This is a genomic window from Sorangium sp. So ce385, assembly GCF_051474135.1.
Classification (GTDB): Bacteria; Myxococcota_A; Polyangia; order Polyangiales; family Polyangiaceae; genus Sorangium; species Sorangium cellulosum_D.
In genome coordinates this window covers 1,288,894-1,311,860 of the sequence record NZ_CP150337.1, presented here as the reverse complement: position 1 = coordinate 1,311,860, position 22,967 = coordinate 1,288,894, and the positions used below count along the sequence as shown (strand labels likewise).

General features: G+C 71.7%; 20 protein-coding genes. 9 read left to right on the top strand and 11 right to left on the bottom strand.

The window, feature by feature from the left end:
* Window positions 1-83 precede the first annotated feature (83 nt).
* The 4 genes from WME83_RS04915 to WME83_RS04900 are packed head-to-tail and all read left to right on the top strand — an operon-like array spanning window position 84 to window position 3,975.
* Entirely contained in the window at window positions 84-1,199 is a 1,116-nt protein-coding gene (locus WME83_RS04915; RefSeq protein ID WP_437318091.1) for a hypothetical protein, read from the top strand.
* Between the two features lie 57 nt (window positions 1,200-1,256).
* Window positions 1,257-1,829, top strand: coding sequence for an RNA polymerase sigma factor (locus WME83_RS04910; protein WP_437318090.1), 573 nt, complete (start codon window positions 1,257-1,259; stop codon window positions 1,827-1,829).
* The gene (locus WME83_RS04905) at window positions 1,826-2,746 is read left to right on the top strand and encodes a hypothetical protein (RefSeq protein WP_437318089.1); all 921 of its coding nucleotides are present in this window, start codon (window positions 1,826-1,828) and stop codon (window positions 2,744-2,746) included. The genes WME83_RS04910 and WME83_RS04905 overlap by 4 nt, the downstream gene beginning before the upstream one ends.
* A gap of 59 nt (window positions 2,747-2,805) precedes the next feature.
* Window positions 2,806-3,975, top strand: coding sequence for a hypothetical protein (locus WME83_RS04900; protein ID WP_437318088.1), 1,170 nt, complete (start codon window positions 2,806-2,808; stop codon window positions 3,973-3,975).
* Between the two features lie 149 nt (window positions 3,976-4,124).
* On the opposite strand, the gene WME83_RS04895 is transcribed toward WME83_RS04900, so the two are convergent.
* Both WME83_RS04895 and WME83_RS04890 read right to left on the bottom strand, forming a co-directional pair.
* A complete protein-coding gene (locus WME83_RS04895; RefSeq protein ID WP_437318087.1) occupies window positions 4,125-5,009 on the bottom strand; it encodes a terpene synthase family protein in 885 nt (294 codons plus the stop codon).
* 26 nt (window positions 5,010-5,035) lie between these two features.
* On the bottom strand, window positions 5,036-5,935 hold the full coding sequence (locus tag WME83_RS04890) for an SAM-dependent methyltransferase (protein ID WP_437318086.1): 900 nt from the start codon (window positions 5,933-5,935) through the stop codon (window positions 5,036-5,038).
* A gap of 725 nt (window positions 5,936-6,660) precedes the next feature.
* Between WME83_RS04890 and WME83_RS04885 the strand changes: the two genes are divergently transcribed.
* Window positions 6,661-8,214 (top strand): serine/threonine-protein kinase, encoded by a 1,554-nt coding sequence (locus tag WME83_RS04885; RefSeq protein WP_437318085.1) that lies wholly within the window; start codon window positions 6,661-6,663, stop codon window positions 8,212-8,214.
* A gap of 3 nt (window positions 8,215-8,217) precedes the next feature.
* On the opposite strand, the gene WME83_RS04880 is transcribed toward WME83_RS04885, so the two are convergent.
* Window positions 8,218-9,156 carry a PEGA domain-containing protein gene (locus WME83_RS04880; RefSeq protein WP_437318084.1) on the bottom strand — a complete coding sequence of 313 codons (939 nt, stop codon included), beginning with the start codon at window positions 9,154-9,156 and terminating at the stop codon, window positions 8,218-8,220.
* A 302-nt stretch (window positions 9,157-9,458) separates the two neighbouring features.
* On the opposite strand from WME83_RS04880, the gene WME83_RS04875 reads away from it, so the two are divergent.
* Entirely contained in the window at window positions 9,459-12,608 is a 3,150-nt protein-coding gene (locus tag WME83_RS04875; RefSeq protein WP_437318083.1) for a hypothetical protein, read from the top strand.
* 103 nt (window positions 12,609-12,711) lie between these two features.
* Here WME83_RS04875 and WME83_RS04870 read toward each other — a convergent pair whose 3' ends face one another.
* Window positions 12,712-13,662, bottom strand: a complete 951-nt coding sequence (locus WME83_RS04870; protein WP_437318082.1) for a LysR family transcriptional regulator — start codon at window positions 13,660-13,662, stop codon at window positions 12,712-12,714.
* Between the two features lie 132 nt (window positions 13,663-13,794).
* Between WME83_RS04870 and WME83_RS04865 the strand changes: the two genes are divergently transcribed.
* Entirely contained in the window at window positions 13,795-14,643 is an 849-nt protein-coding gene (locus tag WME83_RS04865) for an oxidoreductase (RefSeq protein WP_437318081.1), read from the top strand.
* A 183-nt stretch (window positions 14,644-14,826) separates the two neighbouring features.
* Here WME83_RS04865 and WME83_RS04860 read toward each other — a convergent pair whose 3' ends face one another.
* The 4 genes from WME83_RS04860 to WME83_RS04845 all read right to left on the bottom strand — a co-directional run bounded on the left by WME83_RS04860 (window position 14,827) and on the right by WME83_RS04845 (window position 17,483).
* Window positions 14,827-15,342 (bottom strand): putative immunity protein, encoded by a 516-nt coding sequence (locus WME83_RS04860; RefSeq protein ID WP_437318080.1) that lies wholly within the window; start codon window positions 15,340-15,342, stop codon window positions 14,827-14,829.
* A 223-nt stretch (window positions 15,343-15,565) separates the two neighbouring features.
* Complete coding sequence (locus WME83_RS04855; RefSeq protein ID WP_437318079.1) at window positions 15,566-15,808, bottom strand: anti-sigma factor family protein; 243 nt, start codon at window positions 15,806-15,808, stop codon at window positions 15,566-15,568.
* Window positions 15,809-15,814: 6 nt separating this feature from the next.
* Entirely contained in the window at window positions 15,815-16,540 is a 726-nt protein-coding gene (locus WME83_RS04850; protein WP_437318078.1) for an RNA polymerase sigma factor, read from the bottom strand.
* A 91-nt stretch (window positions 16,541-16,631) separates the two neighbouring features.
* Entirely contained in the window at window positions 16,632-17,483 is an 852-nt protein-coding gene (locus tag WME83_RS04845; RefSeq protein ID WP_437318077.1) for an alpha/beta fold hydrolase, read from the bottom strand.
* A 431-nt stretch (window positions 17,484-17,914) separates the two neighbouring features.
* Here WME83_RS04845 and bioA point away from each other — a divergent pair, with 431 nt between their 5' ends.
* Entirely contained in the window at window positions 17,915-19,198 is a 1,284-nt protein-coding gene (gene bioA / locus WME83_RS04840; protein ID WP_437318076.1) for an adenosylmethionine--8-amino-7-oxononanoate transaminase, read from the top strand.
* 105 nt (window positions 19,199-19,303) lie between these two features.
* On the opposite strand, the gene WME83_RS04835 is transcribed toward bioA, so the two are convergent.
* Both WME83_RS04835 and WME83_RS04830 read right to left on the bottom strand, forming a co-directional pair.
* On the bottom strand, window positions 19,304-20,323 hold the full coding sequence (locus tag WME83_RS04835) for a hypothetical protein (RefSeq protein ID WP_437318075.1): 1,020 nt from the start codon (window positions 20,321-20,323) through the stop codon (window positions 19,304-19,306).
* A gap of 145 nt (window positions 20,324-20,468) precedes the next feature.
* On the bottom strand, window positions 20,469-21,212 hold the full coding sequence (locus tag WME83_RS04830) for a hypothetical protein (protein ID WP_437318074.1): 744 nt from the start codon (window positions 21,210-21,212) through the stop codon (window positions 20,469-20,471).
* Window positions 21,213-21,424: 212 nt separating this feature from the next.
* On the opposite strand from WME83_RS04830, the gene WME83_RS04825 reads away from it, so the two are divergent.
* Window positions 21,425-22,270 carry a GFA family protein gene (locus tag WME83_RS04825; protein WP_437318073.1) on the top strand — a complete coding sequence of 282 codons (846 nt, stop codon included), beginning with the start codon at window positions 21,425-21,427 and terminating at the stop codon, window positions 22,268-22,270.
* Window positions 22,271-22,426: 156 nt separating this feature from the next.
* Here the strand turns inward: WME83_RS04825 and WME83_RS04820 are convergent, their stop codons facing one another.
* A complete protein-coding gene (locus WME83_RS04820) occupies window positions 22,427-22,861 on the bottom strand; it encodes an STAS/SEC14 domain-containing protein (protein WP_437318072.1) in 435 nt (144 codons plus the stop codon).
* Window positions 22,862-22,967: the final 106 nt, after the last annotated feature.

Sequence of the window (22,967 nt, the reverse complement as noted above, 5' to 3'; positions counted from 1 at the left end):
CGCTTGCTCCTCTGGGCCGCGCTCGCGAGGAGACGGTGCGCCGCTCCTTGACGGCCTCGGCGATCGTCTGGATAAGCTGCCGCATGAGATCCGCGGCGCTCGCGCTCCTCGTCGGGGCGGCGCTCGGCACCTTCGATCGTCCCGCCGCGGCGGAGCCGCGCACCTCGTCGCTCGCGTGGGTGCGGATGCCTGGGGCCGAGACGTGCATCGACGCGCGGACGCTCGCGCTCGCCGTGGAGCGGCGGCTCGGGCGGGTCGCGTTCGTGCCGCCCACCCTCGGCGAGGTGGCCATCGAGGGGCGCATCGAGCGCTCGCAGGAGGCCGGCGTCTGGCGGGCGACGATCCGCGTGTTCGGCGCGGGCGGGACGGCGATCGGGTCGCGGGAGATCGAGGCCGCTCAGGTCGATTGTCGGGCGATCGACGATCCGCTCGAGCTCGTGATCGCGCTGCTCGTCGACCCCGACGCCTCGCTCGGGCTCCCCCGCGCCGCGGGCAGCCCGGCCGCGAGCGCCGGCGGGGGAGCGCCGGGCGCGGCAATGCGGCCCGCCCCGCTGCCCCCGACAGCGATGCTGCCCCCTACAGCGATGCTGCCCCCCACAACGATGCTGCCCCCTGCCGCGAAGGCGGCCGCCGCGCTTCCGGCGTGTCCGCCGGCGCCAGCGGCGCCGAGCGCTCCCTGGCGGGTGGGCGGCGCGGTGGAGGCGGTGGGCGGGCTCGGGCTCGTGCCCGGGCCCGCCAGCGTCGGGGTCGGGGTGCGCGCGCACGCGACGCCGCCGCGCGGGCCGGGCTTCGAGCTGGGCGGCGCGCTGTGGGCGAGCCCGGAGGTCCGCGAGGCGCCCGGATCGCCGGCGTTCTCGCTCGCCTACGGGCGGCTGTCCGTGTGCCCCATCGCGATCGTGCGCGGCGGGACGGCGCTCTCGGGCTGCGCCGGCGCGATGCTCGGATCGCTGCGCGTCGACGGGCCCGCGGTGCCGAGCAGGTTCCGCCACGAGCGGCTCGTGTTCGATCTGAGCCTCGACACGCGCGTGCGGCGGCGCTTCGTGGGGCCGCTGTTCGGGGCCGTCGGGCTCGGGCTCGCGGTGCCGACCGCGCGGGACGTCTATTTTTACACCGACGCGGCAGGGGCGCGGCACGACATCTTCCAGGCGTCGCCGGTATCGGCGATCCTCGACCTCGGCCTCGGCCTCGAGCTGCCGTGACCGGGCCGCGTCGATTCCTTCAAAACGCGTCCGCCGCGCGTCCACTCACCCCAGCGCATGTCCCTGCTCGCCACCGCGCGCGAAGGCCGGCCGCACGCGATCTCCGCGCCGAGCGGCCCGGTCCCGTCCTTCGAGCAGCTCTTCTTCGATCACGCGCCGTTCGTCTGGCGCGCGCTGCGGCGGCTCGGCGTCCATGAGGCTGACGCGGAGGACGTCTGCCAGGAGGTCTTCATGATCGTCCACCGGCGCCTCGCGGGCTTCGAGGGGCGATCCTCGGTCCAGACCTGGATCTACGGCATCTGCGTCCGGGTCGCGGCCGATTACCGCAAGCGCGCCCACCGGCGGCGCGAGTCCACGCGCGCCGAGCTGCCCGACCAGGTAGCGCACGAGGACCAGCACGGGGCGCTCGAGGACCACGAGGCGCGCGCGCTCCTCGACGCGTGCGTCCAGACGCTCGACGACGACAAGCGCGCGGTGTTCGTGCTCTTCGAGCTGGAGGAGCTGCCGATGACGGAGGTCGCCGAGGCGGTGGGCTGCCCGCTCCAGACGGCGTACGCGCGGCTCTACGCGGCGCGCCGGGTGGTCGAGGCCGCCCTGCGGCGCGCCACGGCCGGGAGGAGGATGCCGTGAGCAAACCGAAGGATCCGCCGCGGCTCTTCGATGCGTCCTCGGACACGACGGACGCCGTGCGCGCCGTCCTGCGCGCGGGTCGGCGCGAGTTCCCCGGGCCTTCCGACCTCGCCCGCCTCGCCGCGCGCCTCCCGCTCGGGCCGCTCCCGCCCCCGGGCGCCTCGCCCCCGGGCGCCTCGCCGCCGCCCCCGGTCGCCTCGCCGCCCCCGTCGCCTCCGCTCGCGCCGGGGCACCTCACCGCGGCCGTCGCGGGGCCTTCCGTGGTCTCCAGCGCGCTCCTCGGCGCGCTCCTCGGCCTCGGCGTCGTGGGCGGCGTGTGGTGGCGCGACGCCGCCACGGCGCCGCGCGACGCCGCGCCCAGCGCCGTCGCGAGCGCCGCTCCGCCGCGCGTCGCCGCGCCCACGCCCGCCCCCCCGCCGTCCGCGGAGCCCGGCCCGGGCCGCGCCGGACACGCTGGATCGGAGGCCGGTCGCGGCGCGGCGCCCGATCCCGCGAGCGCGACCGCGCCGCACGGCGCGCTGCTCCCGCGCGCGAGCGCCGCCGGGCCGCGCGCCGAGGAGGCGGCGATCCCCGCGCCGGGCGCGCCGAGCGGCGGGGCTCCCCCGGGCTCGGGCCCTCCTTCCGCCGGCGCCGCGGGGGAGGCGGAGACCGAGGTCCAGCTGCTCCACCGCGCGCAGGACGCGCTCGCCACCGACGCGGGCTCGGCCCTCGCGCTCACGGTCGAGCACGCGCGGCGCTTCCCCGCCGGCGTGCTCGGTCAAGAGCGCGAGTTCATCGCCATCCGCGCCCTGCTCGCCCTCGGCCGCGCGGCCGAGGCGCGCGCCCGCGCCGCGCGCCTGCTCGAGCGGTTCCCCGGCTCCGCGTACCGCGGCAGGCTCGAATCGCTCGGCCTCGAGGAACCCCCTTCAAAAAATTGAGCCGCTCTCTCCACGCACCCAGTGACCGCGCGATGCGGTCCATTCGATGGAGATGACCCATGTCGAATCGCTTCTCCTCGCGCGCCGCGCTCCCGCGGCGCGCCGCGAACCTCGTTCTCCTCGCTTCGCTTGCGGCGACTGCGCCGCTCCTCGGCGGTTGCGGGATGGAGCTCCAGATTGGCGACGGGTCCAGCGGGGGTGGAGATCCCGGCGCGGGCGGCTCCCTGCCGGGCACCACCGCCGCCACGGGCATGGGCGGCTTCCCGCCGGCCACCACCGCCGCGACGGGCATGGGCGGCGGGGGCACCGCCGCCACGGGCATGGGCGGCTGGACCACCACCGCCACGGGCATGGGCGGCGGCGCCAGCGCCGCGACGGGCATGGGCGGCTGGACCACCACCGCCACGGGCATGGGCGGGCGAGACGACTTCCCGCCCGAGCATTGCCTGAACACCGTGGATACAAATCAAGGGCTGGAACCGCCGCCAGAAGAGGCGTGTCCGGACATCGGGGCGGCGCTGAAGGCCGCGCACGACGCGGGCCTCCAGGGCGCGGAGCTCGAGGTCGCGCCGCTCGCGGGGACCTGGGTGACCGGCAGCGGCCCCGCGCGCATCGAGCTCGTGCTCGACGCGAGCGGCCAGGGCACGCTCCTCTTCGGGGAACCGACGGACCTTCCCCCGATCTCCGCCCCTCACGACCCCTACCTCACGACCAGGGAGGCGAACGACGCCAACGATATCATGGGGCTCTTGTACGTGAAGAGATACCCTGGTTTCAAATACTCCGTCGTCGCCGAGAGCGGTCGCGGCAGCGAGATGTCGTTTCACATCTGGGTCATGCAAGTGTGGGACGGCTGGTGCGCGACGCAGACGCCCGTCTTCTCTCCGCACGCACGCCACTGCTATGCCTGCATGTACGACGACGGGCTCTACAGCTTCGTCTCCAGCAGCTCGAGCTGCGAGGAGCCGGGGGGCTGCTACGCGGGCCGCTCTCTCGAGGAAGCGACGCGGGTGGATTGCGGTCGCGTCGAGCTCTGCGTCATGCCCTACTACAATGCGTGCAGCTGCACCGCCGACGAATGCTTCGCCAACCTGGCGCCGGAAGGGGGCCAGCTCACCTCCTATCCGTACGCCGTGACGATCGATCCCGTCGACACGACGATCCTGCGCCTCAAGAGCCTCTCGGAGCTCGAGGACAAGACGACGTACTATCTCGTCAAGCAGCCGTAAGCCCGGCGCGAGGGGGGCCCGCGCGTCATGCGCTCGTCGTCGGACTGGGCGCCGCGCGAGGGCAGAACGACAACGTTGTGCGGCGGCCGACGCTGACGAGGAGCTGCCATGGTGGTGCTCCCCCGATCTCGCGTTTCCGCGGCTCTCCGCTACGTGTGGGCGCGGAGCGGCGAGGCTACCATATACCGCTCGCGCGGGTCCTGATAGAAGACGTCCATCGTGGCGAGGATAACGTTCGCGAGCTTAACCAGGAGATCGTGCGCCGGGAGCCGCTCCAGATCCTTGAGCAGCGCGCGCTCGTAGCTCGACCGCTCGGCCTGCACGAACTCTCGTGCCTGGTCTTGCGTCATGAACCGCTCCACGAGCAACACAGCATTGGCGCGGTCCCCGATCGAGCGCTCCTTTTCGGCGCTGGCCACGTCGTTCTGTAGACGCGTAGCGAGGGCAAGGTTCCTGATGATGCGCGTGTACACCGCGTCTGTGCGCGACTCCAGACCGTAGTTACAGGCCAGTGACACTGCGGTGATAAAGTGCGGCAGGGCGATGCTGATCTCCCCGTTCTGGAGGTACTCCGCGTAACCCCACGTTCGCTCGCCGGCCGACAAGAGCCAGTTCTCACGGTAGGCGTGGAACAGGTCGACCGCTGTATCCTGCCACCTCGTGAATGCGGCGCTGGTGGCCGCCTCTCGCGCCATGTGCGCGCGCATCCGGATAAAGCTGAGGCCCTCAGCGGACGTAGACGCCTGCTCGTCGACGTGAAGGAGCGGCTTCCAGTCGATGTGTCGAGCGGAGGCGGCGCTGGTGTCGATCCGGTCGTCGAGCCAGAGCAACCAGGTAAGATCAAGGGCGATTATCCACAGCGCGCGGTCACCCTCGACGCCGATGCCAGGGACAAAGCGACCGCTCAGGTCGTGAACCCCCTCGATCATGCCATGAGCCATCTCCAAGCCATCAACGGCGTAGGATTCGGCGAAGCCCTCCAGGCCGTCGCCGAAGGCTATCAGTCGCTCGAGAACACGTGGGTTCAGGTTCACAGTAGTCCTCCAGAAACGCGGGCCCATCATCGCAGACGGAATTTGAGTATTCGTATCTCGATACCGTGCAGCCGCCATGCATTGTAGAAATATTCATGCTGCTGGATAGAGGTAGCCAGGCGCCGCCGCTCGTCGATCTCGAGTTCCTCGGTCGCCAGTACGCTCTCCGACCAGGCGATGCTGTGCCGCCAAAACTCGGCCGTCTGATCGGTCAAATCGACGTCTTGCTCCAGCGTGAAGCCTGCGGCGGCAGCGGCGTCGGCGTACTCCTGCACGCTGCCGACGTGCGTCCGCCAGTACCGGTCGAACAGCACGCGGTAGTCGCCAGCGCGGGCGAACGGCTCCTCGACGCACACAACGCCGCCCGGGCGCACGAGCTCCTTGAGACGGCGGAACCAGGCCTGACGCGGCAGGTAGCACGAGGCCTCGAACGCGACCGCGGCGTCGAATTGCCGCTGCGTCTGGAACGCGCAGGCGTCGGCGAGCACCGGGTTCACCCTGGGAGCGACGCCGGCCTGGCGCGCTAGCTCATTGATGATGGGAATGTGCTCGGCCGCGACCGTGAGAGCGGTTACGTTTGACTGGTACTCCTGCGCCCAGAACAGCGAGCCGCCGCCCAGACCGCATCCTACATCCAGGACTTCGCCGGTGAGCCACCGCCGCGCGTCCCAGGACTCGGCGGCCAGCCGCATGAGCGCCTCCTGCGCGGCTACGATCGTACGGCGGTGATGCAGCGGATCGCGCACGCCGACCGTAGGCGGCGCGTCGAGCAGCCCTACATGGAAATGGATCCGGGGCCCAGGGCCATATTTCTTGAGAATAGAGTCGGTCTTTGTACGATAATAATCGGTTACATGGCGCGGCACGTGTGTGGCGTGCGGCGTCGCGGGGGCGTTCGCCTCACTATGTGCTTCATCGAGAGACATCGCGACTCCTGGCATGAGCCCCTCGCTGGAGCGGCGCGTTCAGCGCGGCCGCTGGCGACGTCGGCGCCAACGTGGGGGTTGAGGGTCCCCGTAAGCTCGCTGGTCTCGGCATGACGACAAAGAGGGACCAGGTTGCCGCCTGACCCCTCTCTCGGCGCGGCGTGACCGAGATCGGCGCGTCCGAGCTTCGCCCAGACGCACCAGGCGATGCAAGAAATCGTCACGCCGTCCGACGGAGGGCGCACGACGATGACGTCGTCTCCCATGCGGTTCCGGCCCCGACGGCAGCTCTGGTCTGTCTTGACACTACGTTCCATGGAAGGACCTCCAAACGCGATCCGAAAGTCAAGATCCTCGTCGCGGCCGTCCCACCCACCATCCAGTCGCGCTGCATGCGCTGGTGGACATAAAGCACCTTCCCCGATCCACCTGTTTCCTGGAAAAGTGGCGCCGTATCAACAACCTCTCTGCGATCCAGCTCTCCGGGAAAACAACGCTCTATCTACAACCCATCCATGCTCCAGACCGGCCGCCTTCACGCCACGGCCTGCGGGAGCGGCGATTCACCGGCGAAGCGCCCCCGCCGGCTGCCGGAAGATGTAAGGGAGTGGGGGTGTTGGTGCGACAATTGCGGCTTGTCTCCGTCGTGTTTCTTGCGCTAGGCCCTTGCTTGGTTTCGCCGCCCACTCGTACAGTGAGGGGCCGTAGTTAACCTTGCGAGTAGCGTGAATCCTGCGCCGAACGTCTTAGCGACCAACGCGGCCGAGCTCGGGCCCGGGTCCGTGTTGGGTCGTTACGAGCTGCTGCTGCCGATCGCAGCAGGCGGCATGGCCATGGTGTGGGCGGCGCGGCTGAAGGGGACGCGCGGCTTCCAGAAGATCGTCGCCGTCAAGACGATGCTGCCGAAGCTGTCCGAGGACGACCAGTTCGAGCGCATGTTCCTCCTGGAGGCGTCGCTCGCGTCCCAGATCCGCCACCCGCACGCCGTCGAGATCCTCGATCTCGGCGAGCAGGACGGCGTGCTGTTCCTGGCGATGGAGTGGATCGACGGCGTCCCGCTCAGCCAGGTGATGAAGGTCGCGAAGCGGCGGACCGGCGTGCCGATCCCGATCGCCGTGCGCATCGTGGCGCAGGCCTGCGCCGGCCTGCACGCCGCGCACGAGCTCAAGGACAACGGCGGCAAGCTCGTCGGCCTCGTGCACCGCGACATCTCCCCGCAGAACATCCTGGTCACGTACAACGGCATGGCCAAGGTGGTGGACTTCGGCGTGGCCAAGGCCACCGCGTTCAACGACAGCACCACAAAGGCCGGCCAGCTCAAGGGCAAGGTGAGCTACACGGCGCCGGAGCAGGTGCGCGGCGACCCGATCGACCGGCGCGTCGACGTGTTCGCGATGGGCATCGTGCTCTACGCGCTCACCACCGGCAAACACCCGTTCCGCAGGGAATCCGAGGGCGCGACGCTGTTCGCCATCTCGTCGCCGGACCCGGTGGTGGCGCCGCGCACGTTCCAGCCGAGCTACCCGCCGTCGCTCGAGGCCGTGCTGATGCGCGCGCTCGAAAAAGAGCGCGACCAGCGCTACGCCACGGCCAACGAGCTGCTGCGCGCGCTCGACAGGGCGCTGCCGCCCAACCAGCGCGCCACCGAGGACGACGTCGCCGCCTTCATCCGCGAGCTGTTCGAGGAGGAGCACCAGCAGACGCGCGCGGCCCTCGCCGAAGCGCTGGAGCGCGCCGACCGCAATCCGCCGAGCGGCAACCTCGGCATCTCCGACGTGACCGGCACGAGCCACTCGGTGGTGAGCGCCTTCAACCCCGTCGACATCCGCCGCGCGGCCCCGGGCGCGTCCGGAAGGGGCGCGCTCGACGACGAGCTCCCTCCGTTCGCGCGCCCCAGGAGCCGCGCGCCGCTCGCCGTCGCCATCCTCGGCCTCCTCGCCGCCGGCGTGCTCGCCGTGCTGCTGCTCCGAGGCGCCGACGCACCCGCCCCTCCTCCGCTGGTGGACGCGACCGCCGCCCCGGCGCCGGCGCTCCCCAAGGCGGAGGGGCCGGCGCCCGCGCCTCCCGAGGCGGCGGCGCCCCCCGCGGCCGAGCTCGGCGCGCCCCCCGTCGAGCCCTCTGCCTCCGCCTCGGCCAGCGCAGCGCCGGCGTCGCGCCCGGCGTCCCACGCGAGCCCAGCGCCCCGCCGTCGGGACAAGTCCGCCGAGCAGGCCAAGCCGCCGAGCCCGACGCCGACGTCCGCGCCGCCCAAATCGTGGAAGCACGATCCGGGGTTCTGACGCTCAGAACGCGCCCGAGAGACTCGCCCCTATCTCGGATGCGCCCGCGACGGGCACCAGCGCGAGCGAGGTCTTCGCGGGCTCTTTGGGCTTCTTCTGAAGGAGCAAGATCGCGGTCGCCGTGCCGACCGCGGCGACGCCGACGCCGAGCGCCACCTGCGCGCCGTAGTGATAGAACTTGAGGTCGTCGTAGCGCGACTGCATGGAGGGCGGACACGACTTGCCGCCCGGACCGCAGGCGTCTTCCAGATCCTTGAGCGCCCCCTGGCGGAGCACGAACAGCACCCCGGAGCCGATCAGGCTCGCCGCGCCGACGCCCCCGACGACGAACGGCACCACCTTGGACGGCGGCTTGTCCGGCAAGGCGCCCGCCCGGATCAGCAGCTCTTGCGGCAACGCTTCGAGCGTCACCTCGACGCGCGTCACCCCGCCCTCCTTCAGCTCCACCGTCTTTTGAAACGGCCTGTGATTGGGCGCCTTGGCGGTGAGCGCGTGAGGCCCGGGATCGAGCGGCACCTCGACGCCGATCGACGCGCCGCCGAGGGCGACGCCGTCGAGCGCCATGGCCGCGGAGGCCGCCCCCTTGCCGCGCGCGATGACGAGCTTCGGGATCCGGGCGCGCAGCCGGCCGATCGACTGCTCGACCTCGCCCCGGAAATCGGGCCCCACGGCGTCGGCCTCGGCGAGCGCCAGCTCGTAGCCGCCGAGCGCGGCCACGAGCCGCCCCAGATTCTCCTCGCACACGGCGATGTGGAAGCGCACCTGCGGCGTCATCCGCACCTGGCCGACCTCGCGGAACTGCTGCAGGGCCGCGGCCCAGTTGCCAGCCTGCTCCAGCTCGGTCGCCTGCTGGAACTGCGCGCGAGCGCGCTTGAGCGCGTCGTCGTCCTGGGCGAGCGCGGGCGCCTCGAGCAGCAGCAGCACCGCCGCGACGCGGAACATTCGTGGAAAATTCCTCACCGCCGCGGCGCGGAACATTCGTAGAAAATTCCTCACCGCTGCGACGCGGAACATCCGTAGGAGATTCCTCATGCGAGGCTTACCATAGTGGCTTGCCGTCTCCGCTCCTGTCAACGTGGCGGCGCGGCCTCCGCGGCGCGCGACGCCGCGCCGCGTCGTCGTCGGAGGTGCGAGCGCGCCGGCAGAGCTCGGCGCTGTTCCCGGCGCTGTTCCCCGAGCTGTTCCCGGCGCTGTCGCGATTTGTGGCCGCGAAATCCGCCGGAGGATGGTACTTTTGGCGGTGGATGTCGACCCCGAGCTTTCTGCGTTGCTTCGCGCTTCTCCGCGCGTTCTCGGCCGCCGCGCTGACGGCGGGGATCTCCGCCGTTTCGTGCAGCGTGCCGGACTTCGAGTTCCCGCCGGAAGGCGGCGCCGCCCCGGCGCACTGTACCGACGACACGCAGTCCGACGGCGAGACGGGCCTGAACTGCGGCGGCGAGTGCGATCCGTGCCCGCTCGGCGCCGGCTGCGCCGCGAGCCGCGACTGCGCCGAGGGCGAGTGCATCGACGGCATTTGCCAGGAAGCGGGTTGCATGAACGACGCCCGAGACGGCTCGGAGTCGGACATCGATTGCGGCGGCAGCTGCGACAAGAAGTGCGCGACCGGCCAAGACTGCAACCAGGGCAGCGACTGCGAGAGCCGCGTGTGCCAGGAGGGCCTGTGCGTCGCGCCGACCTGCACCGACGGCGTGCACAACGGCACCGAGAGCGACGTGGACTGCGGCGCCGACTGCGGGGGCTGCGAGGACCGAAAGACGTGCCGCTCGAGCAGGGACTGCCTCAGCAACGATTGCATCGACGGGGTGTGCGGCCCCACCTGCGCGGACGGGTACGCCAACTGCGATCGCCAGGTCGAGGGCGAATGCGAGGTGAACCTGCGCGGCGACGTGGACAACTGCGGCGACTGCGGCCAGAAATGCGCGCTGCCGCGCGCGACGGCCGAGTGCCAGGGCGGCGCTTGCAAGGTCAAGGCGTGCGAGGCGCCGTACGCCGACTGCGACGGCGACCCCGAGAACGGCTGCGAGGTGAACACCGCGATCGACTCGAGCCATTGCGGCGCGTGCGACGAGCTGTGCCCGGCCGTGAACGGCGACGCGTATTGCGAGGCGTCGGAGTGCAAGGTCGAGTGCGACGAGGGCTTCACCGACTGCAACGGCCTCGTCGGCGACGGCTGCGAGAGGGCGGTCACCCGCGACGTGTTGAACTGCGGCGGGTGCGGCATCGAGTGCAAGCCCACGGCGGGCGGCAGGCCCTGGTGCCGCGACGGTGAGTGCGGAGAGACGGTTTGCCCGGCCGGCAGGGGCGACTGCAACGGCGACCCCGAAGACAGCTGCGAGGTGAACCTGGCCGCCGATCCGGAGAACTGCGTCACGTGCGGCAGCCTGTGCACGGTCGCCAACGGCACCGGCAAGTGCACGGCCACCGGCTGCGCCGTCGGCACCTGCGCGCCGGGCTTCGCCGACTGCGACGGCATCTACGACAACGGCTGCGAGACCAACACGGACACGAGCCTCAGCCACTGCGGCGGCTGCGGCGAGACCTGCACCATCGCCGGCGGCGCCCCCAAGTGCGAGGGCGGCGAATGCAAGGTGAGGACCTGCAACAGCGGGATGGGCGACTGCGACGGCGACCCGGACAACGGCTGCGAGACGAACGTCAACGCCAACCAGACCCACTGCGGCGCCTGCGCGGCCGCCGGCGGCGTCGACTGCAACACCATCTACGCGAACGCCACCGCGACGTGCCAGAGCGGCGCCTGCGCCTTCGTCGGCTGCAAGGCGGACTACGCCAACTGCAACAGCTCGCTGAGCGACGGCTGCGAGGCCAACGTCAGGACCGACGAGGCGCACTGCGGCGACTGCAGCACCCAGTGCAACACCATCCACACCACCAGCAACCAGTGCGTCGACGGCGTCTGCAACCCGGTGTGCACGACCGCGCAGTACGACGACTGCGGGGTACCGAAGAACGGCTGCAACATCGACCTGTGGAACGACGAGAGCAACTGCCTCGGCTGCAACCTCGCGTGCCAGAGCGGGTCGAGCGCGCACGTCGTCAGCAACACGTGCAGCTCGTCGGGCTGCAACCCCGTGTGCGCCGGAGCCTACGAGAGCTGCGACGGCAACGCGAACAACGGGTGCGAGACGGACACCGCCACGAACCCGAGCCACTGCGGCGATTGCAACCAGGTGTGCAGCACCGCCGCCGGCGCGCACGTGACCAGCAACGGCTGCAGCGGCGGCGAGTGCCGGCCGGTGTGCAGCGGCACGTGGCGCAACTGCGACGGCAACGGCATGAACGGCTGCGAGAAGAACACCGCCAGCGACATCAACTCTTGCGGCGATTGCGACACCCGTTGCCTCACAGCGCACGCGAGCGCCACCACCTGCACGGCCGGCGCCTGCGTGCCCACCTGCAGCGCGGGCTGGAAGGCGTGCGCGAACCCGCAGGACGGCTGCACGACCCAGCTCGGCACGGTCAGCAACTGCGCCGACTGCGGCGACGTGTGCAGCAACGCGCACGCGAGCGCCGTCGCCTGCACCGCCGGCACCTGCGTGCCCACCTGCAACCCTGGCTGGAAGGCGTGCGGCGACCCGAGCGACGGCTGCACCACCCAGCTCGGCACCTCCAGCAACTGCGGCGACTGCGGCCACGTGTGCTCGGGAGCGAGGCCCATCTGCTCGAACGGCAGCTGCGTCGTCACGCCGGACATCGTCGTCGTCAACTCGAGCACCGGCAGCGCGAGCGCCAGCGGGATGGTGACGCCCATCATCACCGTGAACCACGCGCTGCAGTCGCCGTCGGGCAACGATCGCATGGTCCTGGTCGGGGTCGTCGCCTCCGAGAACGCGCTCGTGCCGGTGAGCGTCACCTACGACGGCACGCCGATGACGCTCTTCAACGGGGTGACGACCGAGAGCAACGCCGCTGCGCGCATCTACTACCTCCTGGACAGCCAGCTGCCGGCCACCACCGGCACCAGGCCCGTGGTGGTGCAGATGGCGAGCTCGGCCAGCTGGGGCGTGTCCTTCGCCAACGTGGTGGAGCTGAAGGGCGTGCATCAGTCGAACCCGTTCGCGAGCACCACCTCGACTGGCCTCCTCAACAACGCGACGGACTGCAACGGCACGGCCCGAGGGGTCACCACCAACTTCAGCGCGACAAACTCGTTCGTGTACACGTTGATGGCGGCGCGCAACGCCAACGCCAGCCCCACCATCAGCCCAACCTCGGCCACCTCGACGATGAACCTGCGCCAGACCTCGCCGGCGACCATGGTCGCGCTGGCCGGCTACCTCGTGGCCAACTCCAACACCACCATCTCCTGGAATGTGAGCAACTGCTGGAGCACCGCCGGCGTCGGCGTCGCCGTGCGGCGCGCCGGCGGCGGCTGAACCGAGGCAACGCGGCCGTCGTCGTGAGGGGGCAGCGCCGGCGCCGAGGGCGGCGGCGAGGCGCCGCAGCGGCGGCCGCGCCGGGCCGCGGGTGGGCTCGGGCTCACGCGGGGCCCTCGCCGCCGGAGGCGCCGGTCCGACCCGAACGACGCTTGGCCTTCTGCCCGCGAGCGCTCGCGACGCTCTCGATCAGCGCGCGGAGCTTCGGCTGCTCCTGGGTGCGCGCCGGAAAGTACAGGTAAAAGCCGGGTCCCTTCGTGATGAACGCCTCGAGCACGCGCTCCAGCCGTCCCTCGGCGAGGTCGCGCTCGATGGCCTGGTCGGGGACGTACGCGAGGCCCGACCCCGCGCACGCGAGCGCGACCATGAGCGCGATGTCGTCGACGACGATGCCGCCGGGGACATCGACCGTGATCGTCTTGCCCCGGCGCTCGAGCTCCCAGCGATACACGGTGCCGCTCGCGATGAGGCGCTGGCGGATGGCGCGATGGCGGACGAGGTCCTCCGGCGAGCGCGGCCGCCCCGCCTCCGCGAGGTAGGCCGGCGAGCCGACGATCGACCACGACGAGTCGCTCGTGATCGGGACCCGCACCATGTCCTTCTCGACCGCGTCGCCGAGCCGGATGCCCGCGTCGAAGCCGGCTGCCACGAGGTCGACGAAGGCATCGTCGAGCGAGACCTCGATGGACAGCTCCGGGTACGCCTCCCGCATCTGCGCCACGAGCGGCGCGAGGAGCCATGCGCCGCTCATGCGCGGCGCGGTGATGCGGAGGTTGCCGGAGGGGCGCCCGCGGTAGTCGCCGAGCGCGGCGAGCGCCCCCTCGACGTCGGCGATCGCGGGCTGCAGGCGCTGAAAGAGGCTCTCGCCCGGCTCGGTGAGCGCGACGCGCCTCGTGGTCCGCTGAAACAGCACCACGCCGTACCGTCGCTCGAGGAGCTTGATCTTCTGGCTCACGGCGGTGGGGGTGACACCGAGCGCGGCGGCGGCGGCGGTGAAGCTCTTGCAGCGGCCCACGGCGAGGAACGTCGTGAGCCCGTCGAGCGCGTCGATCATGCCCGATTATGAACCGCAGATTCATAGAGCTTCAAGCGTTTCGCTGATTTTCTTCATGGTCGGGATGCTGCATCTTCACTCGTGTGAGGGGGGCGCAACCCGCGAGCCCCGGACCACGAAGAGGAGATCCCCATGGAAGCGAGCGAGAACAAGCGTGTTTGGTTCATCACGGGAGCGTCGCGCGGCATCGGCGCGGAGATCGCGAACGCGGCGCTCGCCGCCGGCGATCGGGTGGTCGCCACCGCGCGCGATCCGAGGAGCGTCACGGACCGCTTCGGGCAGCATGAGGCGCTCCTCCCCGTTGCGCTCGACGTGACGGACGAGGCGTCCGTCGCCGCGGCGGTCGAGGCTGCCGTCGCGCGGTTCGGCCGGATCGACGTGCTGGTGAACAACGCCGGCTACGGCGTCGTCGGCGCGGTCGAGGAGACCCAGGGCGACGAGGTGCGGCGCGTCTACGAGACGAACGTGTTCGGCCTGCTCGCGGTGACGCGCGCCGCGCTCCCGCAGCTCCGGAAGCAGCGCGCCGGCCTGATCTTGAACCTCTCGTCGCTGGGCGGCTACCGGTCGGGGCCTGGGTTCGGCATCTACTGCTCGACGAAGTTCGCCGTCGAGGGGATCTCGGAGGCGCTGCACGCGGAGCTCGCGCCGCTCGGCGTCGCGGTGACGATCCTCGAGCCGGGCTACTTCCGGACGGAGTTCCTGGAGGCGAAGTCCACCCTGACGACGGGGAAGGTCATCGACGATTATGCGGAGACCGCGGGCAAGGTCCGGAGCCACGCGAAGGAGGTCAGCCTCCAGCAGCCTGGCGACCCGGTGCGGCTCGCCCGCGTGGTCGTCGAGCTCTCCCGCGCGAAGAACCCGCCGCTCCGTCTTCCGCTCGGCACCGACGCCGTTGCGGCCATCGAGGCGAAGAACGCGCTCGTGGCGCAGGAGCTCGCCGCGTGGCGCGCCGTCTCGGCGTCGACCGACTTTCCGACGTGAAGCTCGCGCGCCCTCCCGATGTCGCCCAGGCTGAGTTTTGCTGCTGCGCCACGTATCGATGCAGAATGGTTGACGTAGGCGCGTTCGGGCGCTCGCCGAGTTCGACCTCACCGCCGGCACGGTCTGGAACGAGAGCTTCGACGGCCCTCGAACGTCACGTCCCCTCGCGGCAGCGCCGTCGGCTCAGTCGACGAACACGTCCCAACAGAGCGCGTTTCGCAGCTTCTGGTCGTCGAGGACGAGGTCCCGTATCTCGTCGGTCAGCCGCTCCCACTGCCACGCGCGTTCGGCGCGCGCAGCCGCGTCCCCTTGGCCCGGCGGCGCGGCTTCCCGGGCAGCCCTGATGGCGTACGCCGCAGCCCCCAGCTCATGGGCGGCGACATGCGCCACGGCCACCGCCTGACCCGCCGCAAGGGCGGCCAAGCGGGCGGCGGGGGGCGCGTCGCGGCCTGCGGCGTTGGAGGCGAACGCCGCGTTGTGACACTCTCTCATGGTGGCCTCGCCCCGGGTCCACGCCCGCACGAGCGCGATCGCTCTGCGCGGCCGGTCGTCGTCTGGCCTGTATTCATCGAAGAACCTCAGGACGTGCTCCGCGCACTCTGCGGCCCAGATGGCCAGCGCGTGGTGGGTGCCGTCCTCCAGGAGCCCTCCGCGGCGGATGGTGATGAACCGTGGGTCACGTTTTTTGGGGAGAATCATCGTGCTCCTCGTTGAACTGTCCCTGGATATACCCGATCCATCCGCGCTCGCCCGTCACCCTCGCCGTCGCCCCAGGGCGCTCCGCGCCTCCTTCGAGGGCGACGGTGACGGGCTCGGCGGAGAAGAACCCGGCGCGCGGCGAGGGAAGCCGAGCCGCGGCGAGCGCGCCTGTGCCCAGGTTCGCGCTGCAGCACGCCGCCGGCGCGCACCCTGACCCGCGGCGCTAGTCGGCGGTCGTCTTCCGCCGCTGGAACTGCGCGAACAGCGCGGCGCGGACCTCGTCATGCAGCGGCTCGCCCGGGATCCCCTGGAGCGCGTCGATCGTCAGCTCCATCTGCCGCAGGTAGGTCCGGCACCGATCGCACCACGCGAGGTGCCGCGCGCAGCCCTCCTCCTGCTCCGAGGACAGCTTTCCCTCGCTCCGGTCGGTGATCATCTCCGTCAGCTGACAGCACGTGACGACCATGCGCGCTCACCCCCTCGTCAGGTATCGCTCCAGCGCGGCCCGGAGCTTCGATCTGCCACGGTGCAACAGGACCCGCTGGTTCGCCTCGCTGATGCCCAGGATCTCGCAGACCTCGTCGGAGGGACACCCCTCCACGTCGCGCAGCAAGACCACCGCGCGCTGGCCAGGCACCAGCGCCTCGAGCTCCCGCTGGAGCACGGCGCCGATCTCCTTGCGCAGCAAGAGCCCCTCCGGGCTCTGCTCCGTCCACGGGGCAGGCGGGCTCACCCAGTCGCCCGTGCCGTCGAACCGGGCCGGATCGACCGCGGGCTCGCCGCCCTGATCCCCCGCCTCCAGCCAGGAGACAGGGACCGTGCGCTTCTCCCGCGCGCCCCACGTCCTCGCGCGGTTCGTCAGGATCCGGAACACCCAGGTCTTCAGCGCGGAGCGCCCCTCGAAGCGGACGAGCCCGTCGAAGACCGCCGCCCAGGTCTCCTGGACGACCTCCTGCGCGCACGCGGGGCCGGCGATGGTCCGGGCGAGCCGGAGCATGGGCGTGTGGAGCTGGGTCACGAGCCGCTCGAAGGCCTGCTCGTCCCCCGCGAGGAGCCGGCGGACGAGCGCGACGTCGTCCGCCGACGCCGCGGAGCCGGCCGCGCCGTCCGCCGCGGGGAGCGGGCCTATCTCGGCCGAGGCGCGCTGCGCCGGTGCGGCCGCAGGGCCGTCGGCGCCGGCCAAAGCGTCGTGGGACACGCGGAGCACGGTACCACGCCGCCGCGCCCCCCATCAATCGACGCCGATCCGTGGCGGCTCGCCCCCGCGAGGGCGGCGGCCGCCGACGGGGTCACAGCGACGCCAGCGCGTCCGCGACCTCCTTCGGCTTCGTCAGGAAGGGGGCGTGGCCCGCGTCGATCGAGATCACCTTCTCGCAGGGCAAGGCCGTGTACTGCTGCCGCTGCTCCGCAGGGCTGATGGCGAGATCCTGGAGCGCCTCGATGTAGACCCGCGGGACCCTCCCCCACCGCTCCTCGGTGACGTGGATGGGCTCGTCGAACGGCTTGGCGGGCTCCTCGCGCAGGTGGCTCTCGAGCGCCTCGATGTCCTCCGGAGAGCAATCCTGGCAGAAGGCGCCTTCGGCCCACCCCTCCTTGAAGCTCAGCGAGGTGCCGTCGCTCGACGCGGCCGCGTACGCCTTGATCTCCGCCCCCGCGTCGTCGGCCCACTCCTGGTTCAGCGACTGGCCGTCCTTCATCAGGAACGCGGTCAGGTAGACAAGCGTCTTCACCTTGTCGGGCCGCTGCTCGGCCGCCTGGCTCACCACGATGCCGCCCATGCTGTGGCCCACGAGGACGACGGGGCGAGAGGCGCTGTCGATGGCCTCCACCACGGCGTCGGCATAGGCCTGCAGGCTGGCGTCCGCGAGGGGCGTCCGGTCCTCGCCGTGCGCGGGGAGATCGAGGGCGATCACCTCGTGGCCGCCGGCCTCGAGGAGCGGCACCACCTTGTCCCACGCCCAGCCGCCCACGAAGGCGCCGTGGACCAGGACGTAGGTGTTCTTGTCCGACGCCTGGGGGCCGCCGGCCCCGGTCGCGCCGTCGCCGTCCCCGCCGCCGCAGGCGGGGAGCGCGGACGACATGAGCGCCGCGGCCGAGATCGTGGTGCCAAACCGAAGGACCTTGCGAAGCAGACCGTTCATGGATGTCTCCTCATCGTCGCCTGGCTCTCCTCCAGCGCGACGTCATCACGTGTCTCGACGTGCGATGAATGCGCGCGCCCCTGCGCCCGGGCCTGTCCCCGGCGCCACGGCGGCTCATCCCGCTACGAGCACAGTCTCGGAGGGGGCCCGAACGTTACAGCCCGATCGAGGAATCGTACGGAGGGGGTCGCGGCCTCGCGCCGCGGGCGCCGGGGCGGCGGCCCGGGGCCGTCGGAGCGCCGCGGCGCCGGGCAGGGAGGCCCCCGTGCCCGGCGGACCCTGGTGGCGCTGCGCGTTCTGGGCTAGACGCGCCGCGATGCCCTGGCGAACGGTCGAGCCCCGAGGAACCCGCGCGCTCGCGCGCCGCAGCCCGCTTCGACGCGAAGAGGACGGCGAGCCGTCGGCTCGGCAGGCCCGGCGAGGAGGGCGCCGTGGCTAGCGGCGACGATCTCGTCGCGCGCGACCGCCGCTGCGTGATGCACCCCTACGCCGCGCCCATCTCGAGCGCGCCGCTCTTCGCCGTCGAGCGCGCGGAGGGCGTCCGCCTCACCCTCACCGACGGCCGCGAGCTCGTCGACGGCATGTCCTCCTGGTGGGCCGCCATCCACGGCTACGGGCACCCGGCGCTGACCGCGGCGATCAGCGCCCAGCTCGGGCGGATGAGCCACGTCATGTTCGGCGGCCTCACCCACGCGCCCGCGGTCGAGCTCTGCGAGGCGCTCGTGGCGCTCACGCCCGAGCCGCTGACGCGCGTCTTCCTCGCCGACTCCGGATCCGTGTCGGTCGAGGTGGCCATCAAGCTCGCCTTGCAGTTCTTCATCGCGCGGGGGCAGCCGGAGAAGCGCCGCCTGGTCAGCGTGCTCGGCGGCTACCACGGCGACACGTTCGGCGCGATGGCGGTCACCGACCCGGTGAACGGCATGCACCACCTGTTTCGCGGCGCGCTCGCCGAGCACCTGTTCGCCGCGGCGCCCGGCCCGGCCTTCGGCGCGCCCTGGTCGCCGGATGCGCTCGGCAGCATGGCCGCCCTGCTCGAGCGGCACGCGCACGAGGTGGCGGCCGTCATCCTCGAGCCCGTCGTGCAGGGCGCCGGCGGGATGCGCTTCTACCACCCGGGCTACCTGCGCGAGCTGCGCGCCCTCTGCGACCGCCACGACGTGCTGCTCGTCCTCGACGAGATCGCGACCGGCTTCGGCCGCAGCGGGGAGATGTTCGGCTGCCATCACGCGGGCATCGCGCCGGACATCCTGTGCCTGGGCAAGGCCCTCACCGGCGGCACCATGACCCTGGCCGCCACGCTCTTCACGGAGCGGGTGGCCGAGACCATCGCCGGGAGCGAGCCGCGCGTGTTCATGCACGGCCCCACGTTCATGGGCAATCCGCTCGCGTGCAGCGCCGCGCTGGCCAGCATCCGGCTGCTGCTCGACTCGCCCTGGCGCGCGCGCGTGGCGGCCATCGAGGCGCAGCTGAAGCGCGAGCTCGCCCCCTGCCGCGCCCTCGACGCGGTGGCCGACGTGCGCGTGCTCGGCGCCATCGGTGTGGTCGAGCTCAAGCGGCCCGTCGACATGGCGCGCGTGCAGCCGGCGTTCGTGGAGCGCGGCGTCTGGTTACGGCCGTTCGGGAAGCTGGTCTATACGATGCCGCCTTACATCATCGCGCCGGAGGATCTGTCGCGCATCACCGGGGCCATCGTGAGCGTGGCGTCCGAGCTCTGATCCGCACGCGCAGGTCCCGCTGCTCGAGCGCGACCACAGCGTAAGCACGAGCGACCACGGCCTTGGCGCGCTTGCCCTTCGGCGGAGCCTGGCGCGCTCCATCGCTCACGGGCGCTGGAAGACGACCTTCCCCTGGGCGAAATCCGCGGTGACGCGGAAGTAGCGCAGCGCGCTGCCCCCGAGCGCGCCTTCCACCCTGGCGTCCATCATCGAGGACATGAACGCGTGGAAGCTCTCGTCCTTGCGGAAGGTGAACCACACCGGACCCACCTCGTGGGCCGCAATCGACACCTTGGGGACCTCGATGATTGCAAAGCCAGTGCGCCGCTCGGCGTCGGCGACGACGCGCCATTCTGGATGGCGGGAGCGCCAGCGCTCGAATACGCCGCGCGCGATGAAGCTCGTTCCCCGGGTCGCGGGACCGCCGTCGCCCAGGGTCGCGAGCGCCTCGGGCGCGAGGGTCAGGGTGGCGCCGGTGTCGAACAGCAGGTCGATCGGCTCGCCGTCGACGAGCACGGTGACGCGCCCGAAGTGCATCGTGGGCAGGCCATCCTGGGCGCGAGGTAGATGGAGCGGGATTGCATCGGAGGACGCGTGGGCAGGGAAGTCCCCCGCGGCGCGCCAGAGCAGCTTTCGGGCCGCATAGTCGAACGTCCACGTGCGCCCGCCGAACCAGCCCTGGCCGAGGAACCCGTCCCCCTCGTCGAAAGCCTCGTCGAGGACCAAATAGTGCGTCTTCAGCTCGGGAGGCTGGTGAATGGCGAGCGGCGGTGGAATGCTCGCCTCGGCGCGCCAGGCGGGAATGGGCGTGAGGGAGAGCTTCTCCCCGTCCGCCTCGATCGTGCGGACCGTGAATCCGAGTCGCTCCACCGCCGGCGGATGGAGGAATTGCGTGCCGCCGCCCGTGTCCGTGTAGAGGCGCAAGGGTCGCCCGTCGACCATGACGGGGCGGACGAAGATGCGGTCCGCGACGAACTCCGCGGGCAAGGCGACGGGACGGCCCGGCGCGGGCTCCATGGGGCTGGGCGCGGTGACCGCGACGGGCGTGGGCGCGGGCCCGGGCGAGGGAGGCGCGGCGGGGGTGCACGCCGAGGCAAGGAGGAGCAACGGAACGAGGGCTCGCACGCCGACCGCATAGCACGTGCGCATTGATGCGCGCGGCGTCCGTGCCGCAGGGGGGCGTCGTGTCGCCGACCTCGCGCGTCGGCAAGCTCGACCTCCCGCACCGCCACCGGGACGGCCGGCGGGCCGAGCGCACGCCTCCGCCGCGTCACTGCGGCGCCTGGAACGTCACCTTGCCCTGTGCGTCGAGCATCTGGATGCGCGCCTGCCCGTCGCGGTCGACGCCCAGGATGATGCGCTCGCGGCCCTGCGGGTCGGAGAGGACGATCTGCGCGTCCTCGTTGTGGTTCTCGATGGCGATGCGGCGCTGCACGACCTTGCCGGCGGCGATCACGTCCAGGTCCTGCGGCGGACGCGAGTTGATGAGGAAGCCGGCCAGCGCGTCGGCGCCGTCCGGGCTGATGCGCGTCACCAGCCCCATCGCGTCGTAGTTGGGATAGTCGAGCGCCAGCGCGCCGACCTTGCCCGTGCCCGCGTCGGTGATGGCCAGCCCGCCGACCTCGTTGCCCCTGGCGTCGTAGAACACCAACCCGGCCGGATGCACCGCGCGCGGGTATTCCTTGCCGGCGAGCCTGGGCAACGGGAAGCGCTCGGCGTTGGCGATCACCAGCCGCGTCGCCCCGTTGGGATCGACCACATTGATGCGCTCGGCGGTGAGCTCCTCGCCCGTGCCCAGCGATCGGGCCGCGGTCAGCGCGACCGCGCACATGGCCAGCGTGGACAGCGCGGCGTAGACCTTGAGCCAGCGCACGTCGCGGCGGAGCCGGTGCAGCTGCGAGGCGAGAACGGAGATGTCTTCGGCGTGTTGCGGTTCCATGCGGGCTCCGGGCGATGCAGGGGGGCGCGCGGCGCGGCTCGGGCTGCGGCGGCCGTCGCCCGCGGTTCCAACCATGCGCGCAACGGCGCGTCCAGCGCAGCGTCCCTGACGCCCTTCCCTTCATCCTCGCGGCGCGCGCCGCGGCGCGAGCCGGGCCGGAGCGCGCGCACGCGAGGACCGCGCTCGCGCCGACGAGGAGGAGCAAGGAGCCGCCGCCGTGCTAATGTGCGCGCCCCAACCATCGCTCCGGCGCACACCGATCGAGCACGACCACGGGAGGTACGACCATGACCAAGGGCGCGTGTCTATGCGGAACGGTCCGCTACGAGATCGACGGTCCGTTCCAGCTCATGCTGAACTGTCATTGCTCGTTGTGCCGCAAATTCCACGGCTCGGCGTTCGCCACGGCCGCGGTCGCTCCGCTGGCAGGCTTTCGCTGGCTCGCCGGCGAGCAAGCCGTCCGCGCGTCGAGCGCGAGCCCGCATCGCTTTTTCTGCGTCACCTGCGGCGCGGCCGCGCCGCTGCTCTCCCACGAGCGGCAGTTCGCCCTGGTCCATGCCGGCAACCTGGAGGGCGATCTCGGCGTCGAGCCGCAGTTTCACCAGTTCGTCGGCTCCAAGGCCCCCTGGTACACGATCACGGACTCCCTGCCTCGGTTCGAGCAGTGGCCGCCCGGGACCCAGGCGCCGGTCGTGGAGCGCCCCGCGGTCGAGGCCAGAGAGGGAGTCACCCAGGGCAGCTGCCTGTGCGGCGACGTGGCGTTCGAGTTCGACGGGACGCCCCTGCGCATGATGTACTGCCACTGCACGCGCTGCCGCCGCGGGCGCAGCGCGGCGCACGCGGCCAACGTCTTCGTGGCCCTGGACAGGTTCCGCTGGGTCCGCGGCGAGGCGCAGGTCGCGAGCTACAAGCTGCCCGAGGCGCGGTTCTTCGCCGTGGCCTTCTGCACGGGCTGCGGCGGCGCGGCGCCGCGCCTGTCGCCCGAGCGCGGCTCTGCCGTGGTGCCCGCGGGCACGCTCGACACCGATCCAGGCATCCGGCCGGCGGCGCACATCTTCGTCGGCTCCAAGGCGAGCTGGTTCCGCATCACGGGCGACGTGCCGCAGTTCGACGAGCTGCCACCCCAGGCCTGAGGACGGCATCGAGGACTCGGCCGGGGCGCCTTGGCCGGGCTGGCCCGGGGGGCGCGTGCTCGCGATCGAGGACCCGTCATCGCGATGCGCAGCGCAGATCCCGCGGAACAGCCGGGAATCAACGCAAAGCGGCGACGTTGTGGGCCGGTGCTGGCGTCACGCGATCGGGCGCCGCCCGGCCCGGAGCACGTCTCGCTGGGCGAGCAGCCACGCGCGCGCCTCGCCCTCGGTGTCGAAGAACTGCTGCGGGTAGGGCCGTCCCGTGAGCATCTGCGCGCCTTTGGCGAGGAGCCCCAGGACGACGCGCAGGGAAAAGCTCGCTCCGAGGATCGCGACCGCGTCGAGGCGCGTGCGCCGCACCTCCTCCGTCGTCGCCTTGCGCACCGGCGCCGGGAGGAGGCCCGCCTGAAGCATGTCGGCGAGCACCAGCACCTCGCGGCCGCTCTCCGCCGCCCGCCGAAACACGCCAAAGATGGCGCGCACTCGCTCTTCCGTGAACTCGCCGTCGATCGTCACATGCAGGATGCCGTCGGGCTCGTCACGTACACCCGGGCTCACGCCCTTGAGGCCGAGATCGTTCATGCGGACCATGCTAGCTCCTCTGCGGCGAGGCGGTGTGCGTGCCTTCACGGTCAACGCCGCTGTCGACGCGGCGATGCGGGCGAGCGAGCTCATCGTTTGAGGCGGCGGACGACGC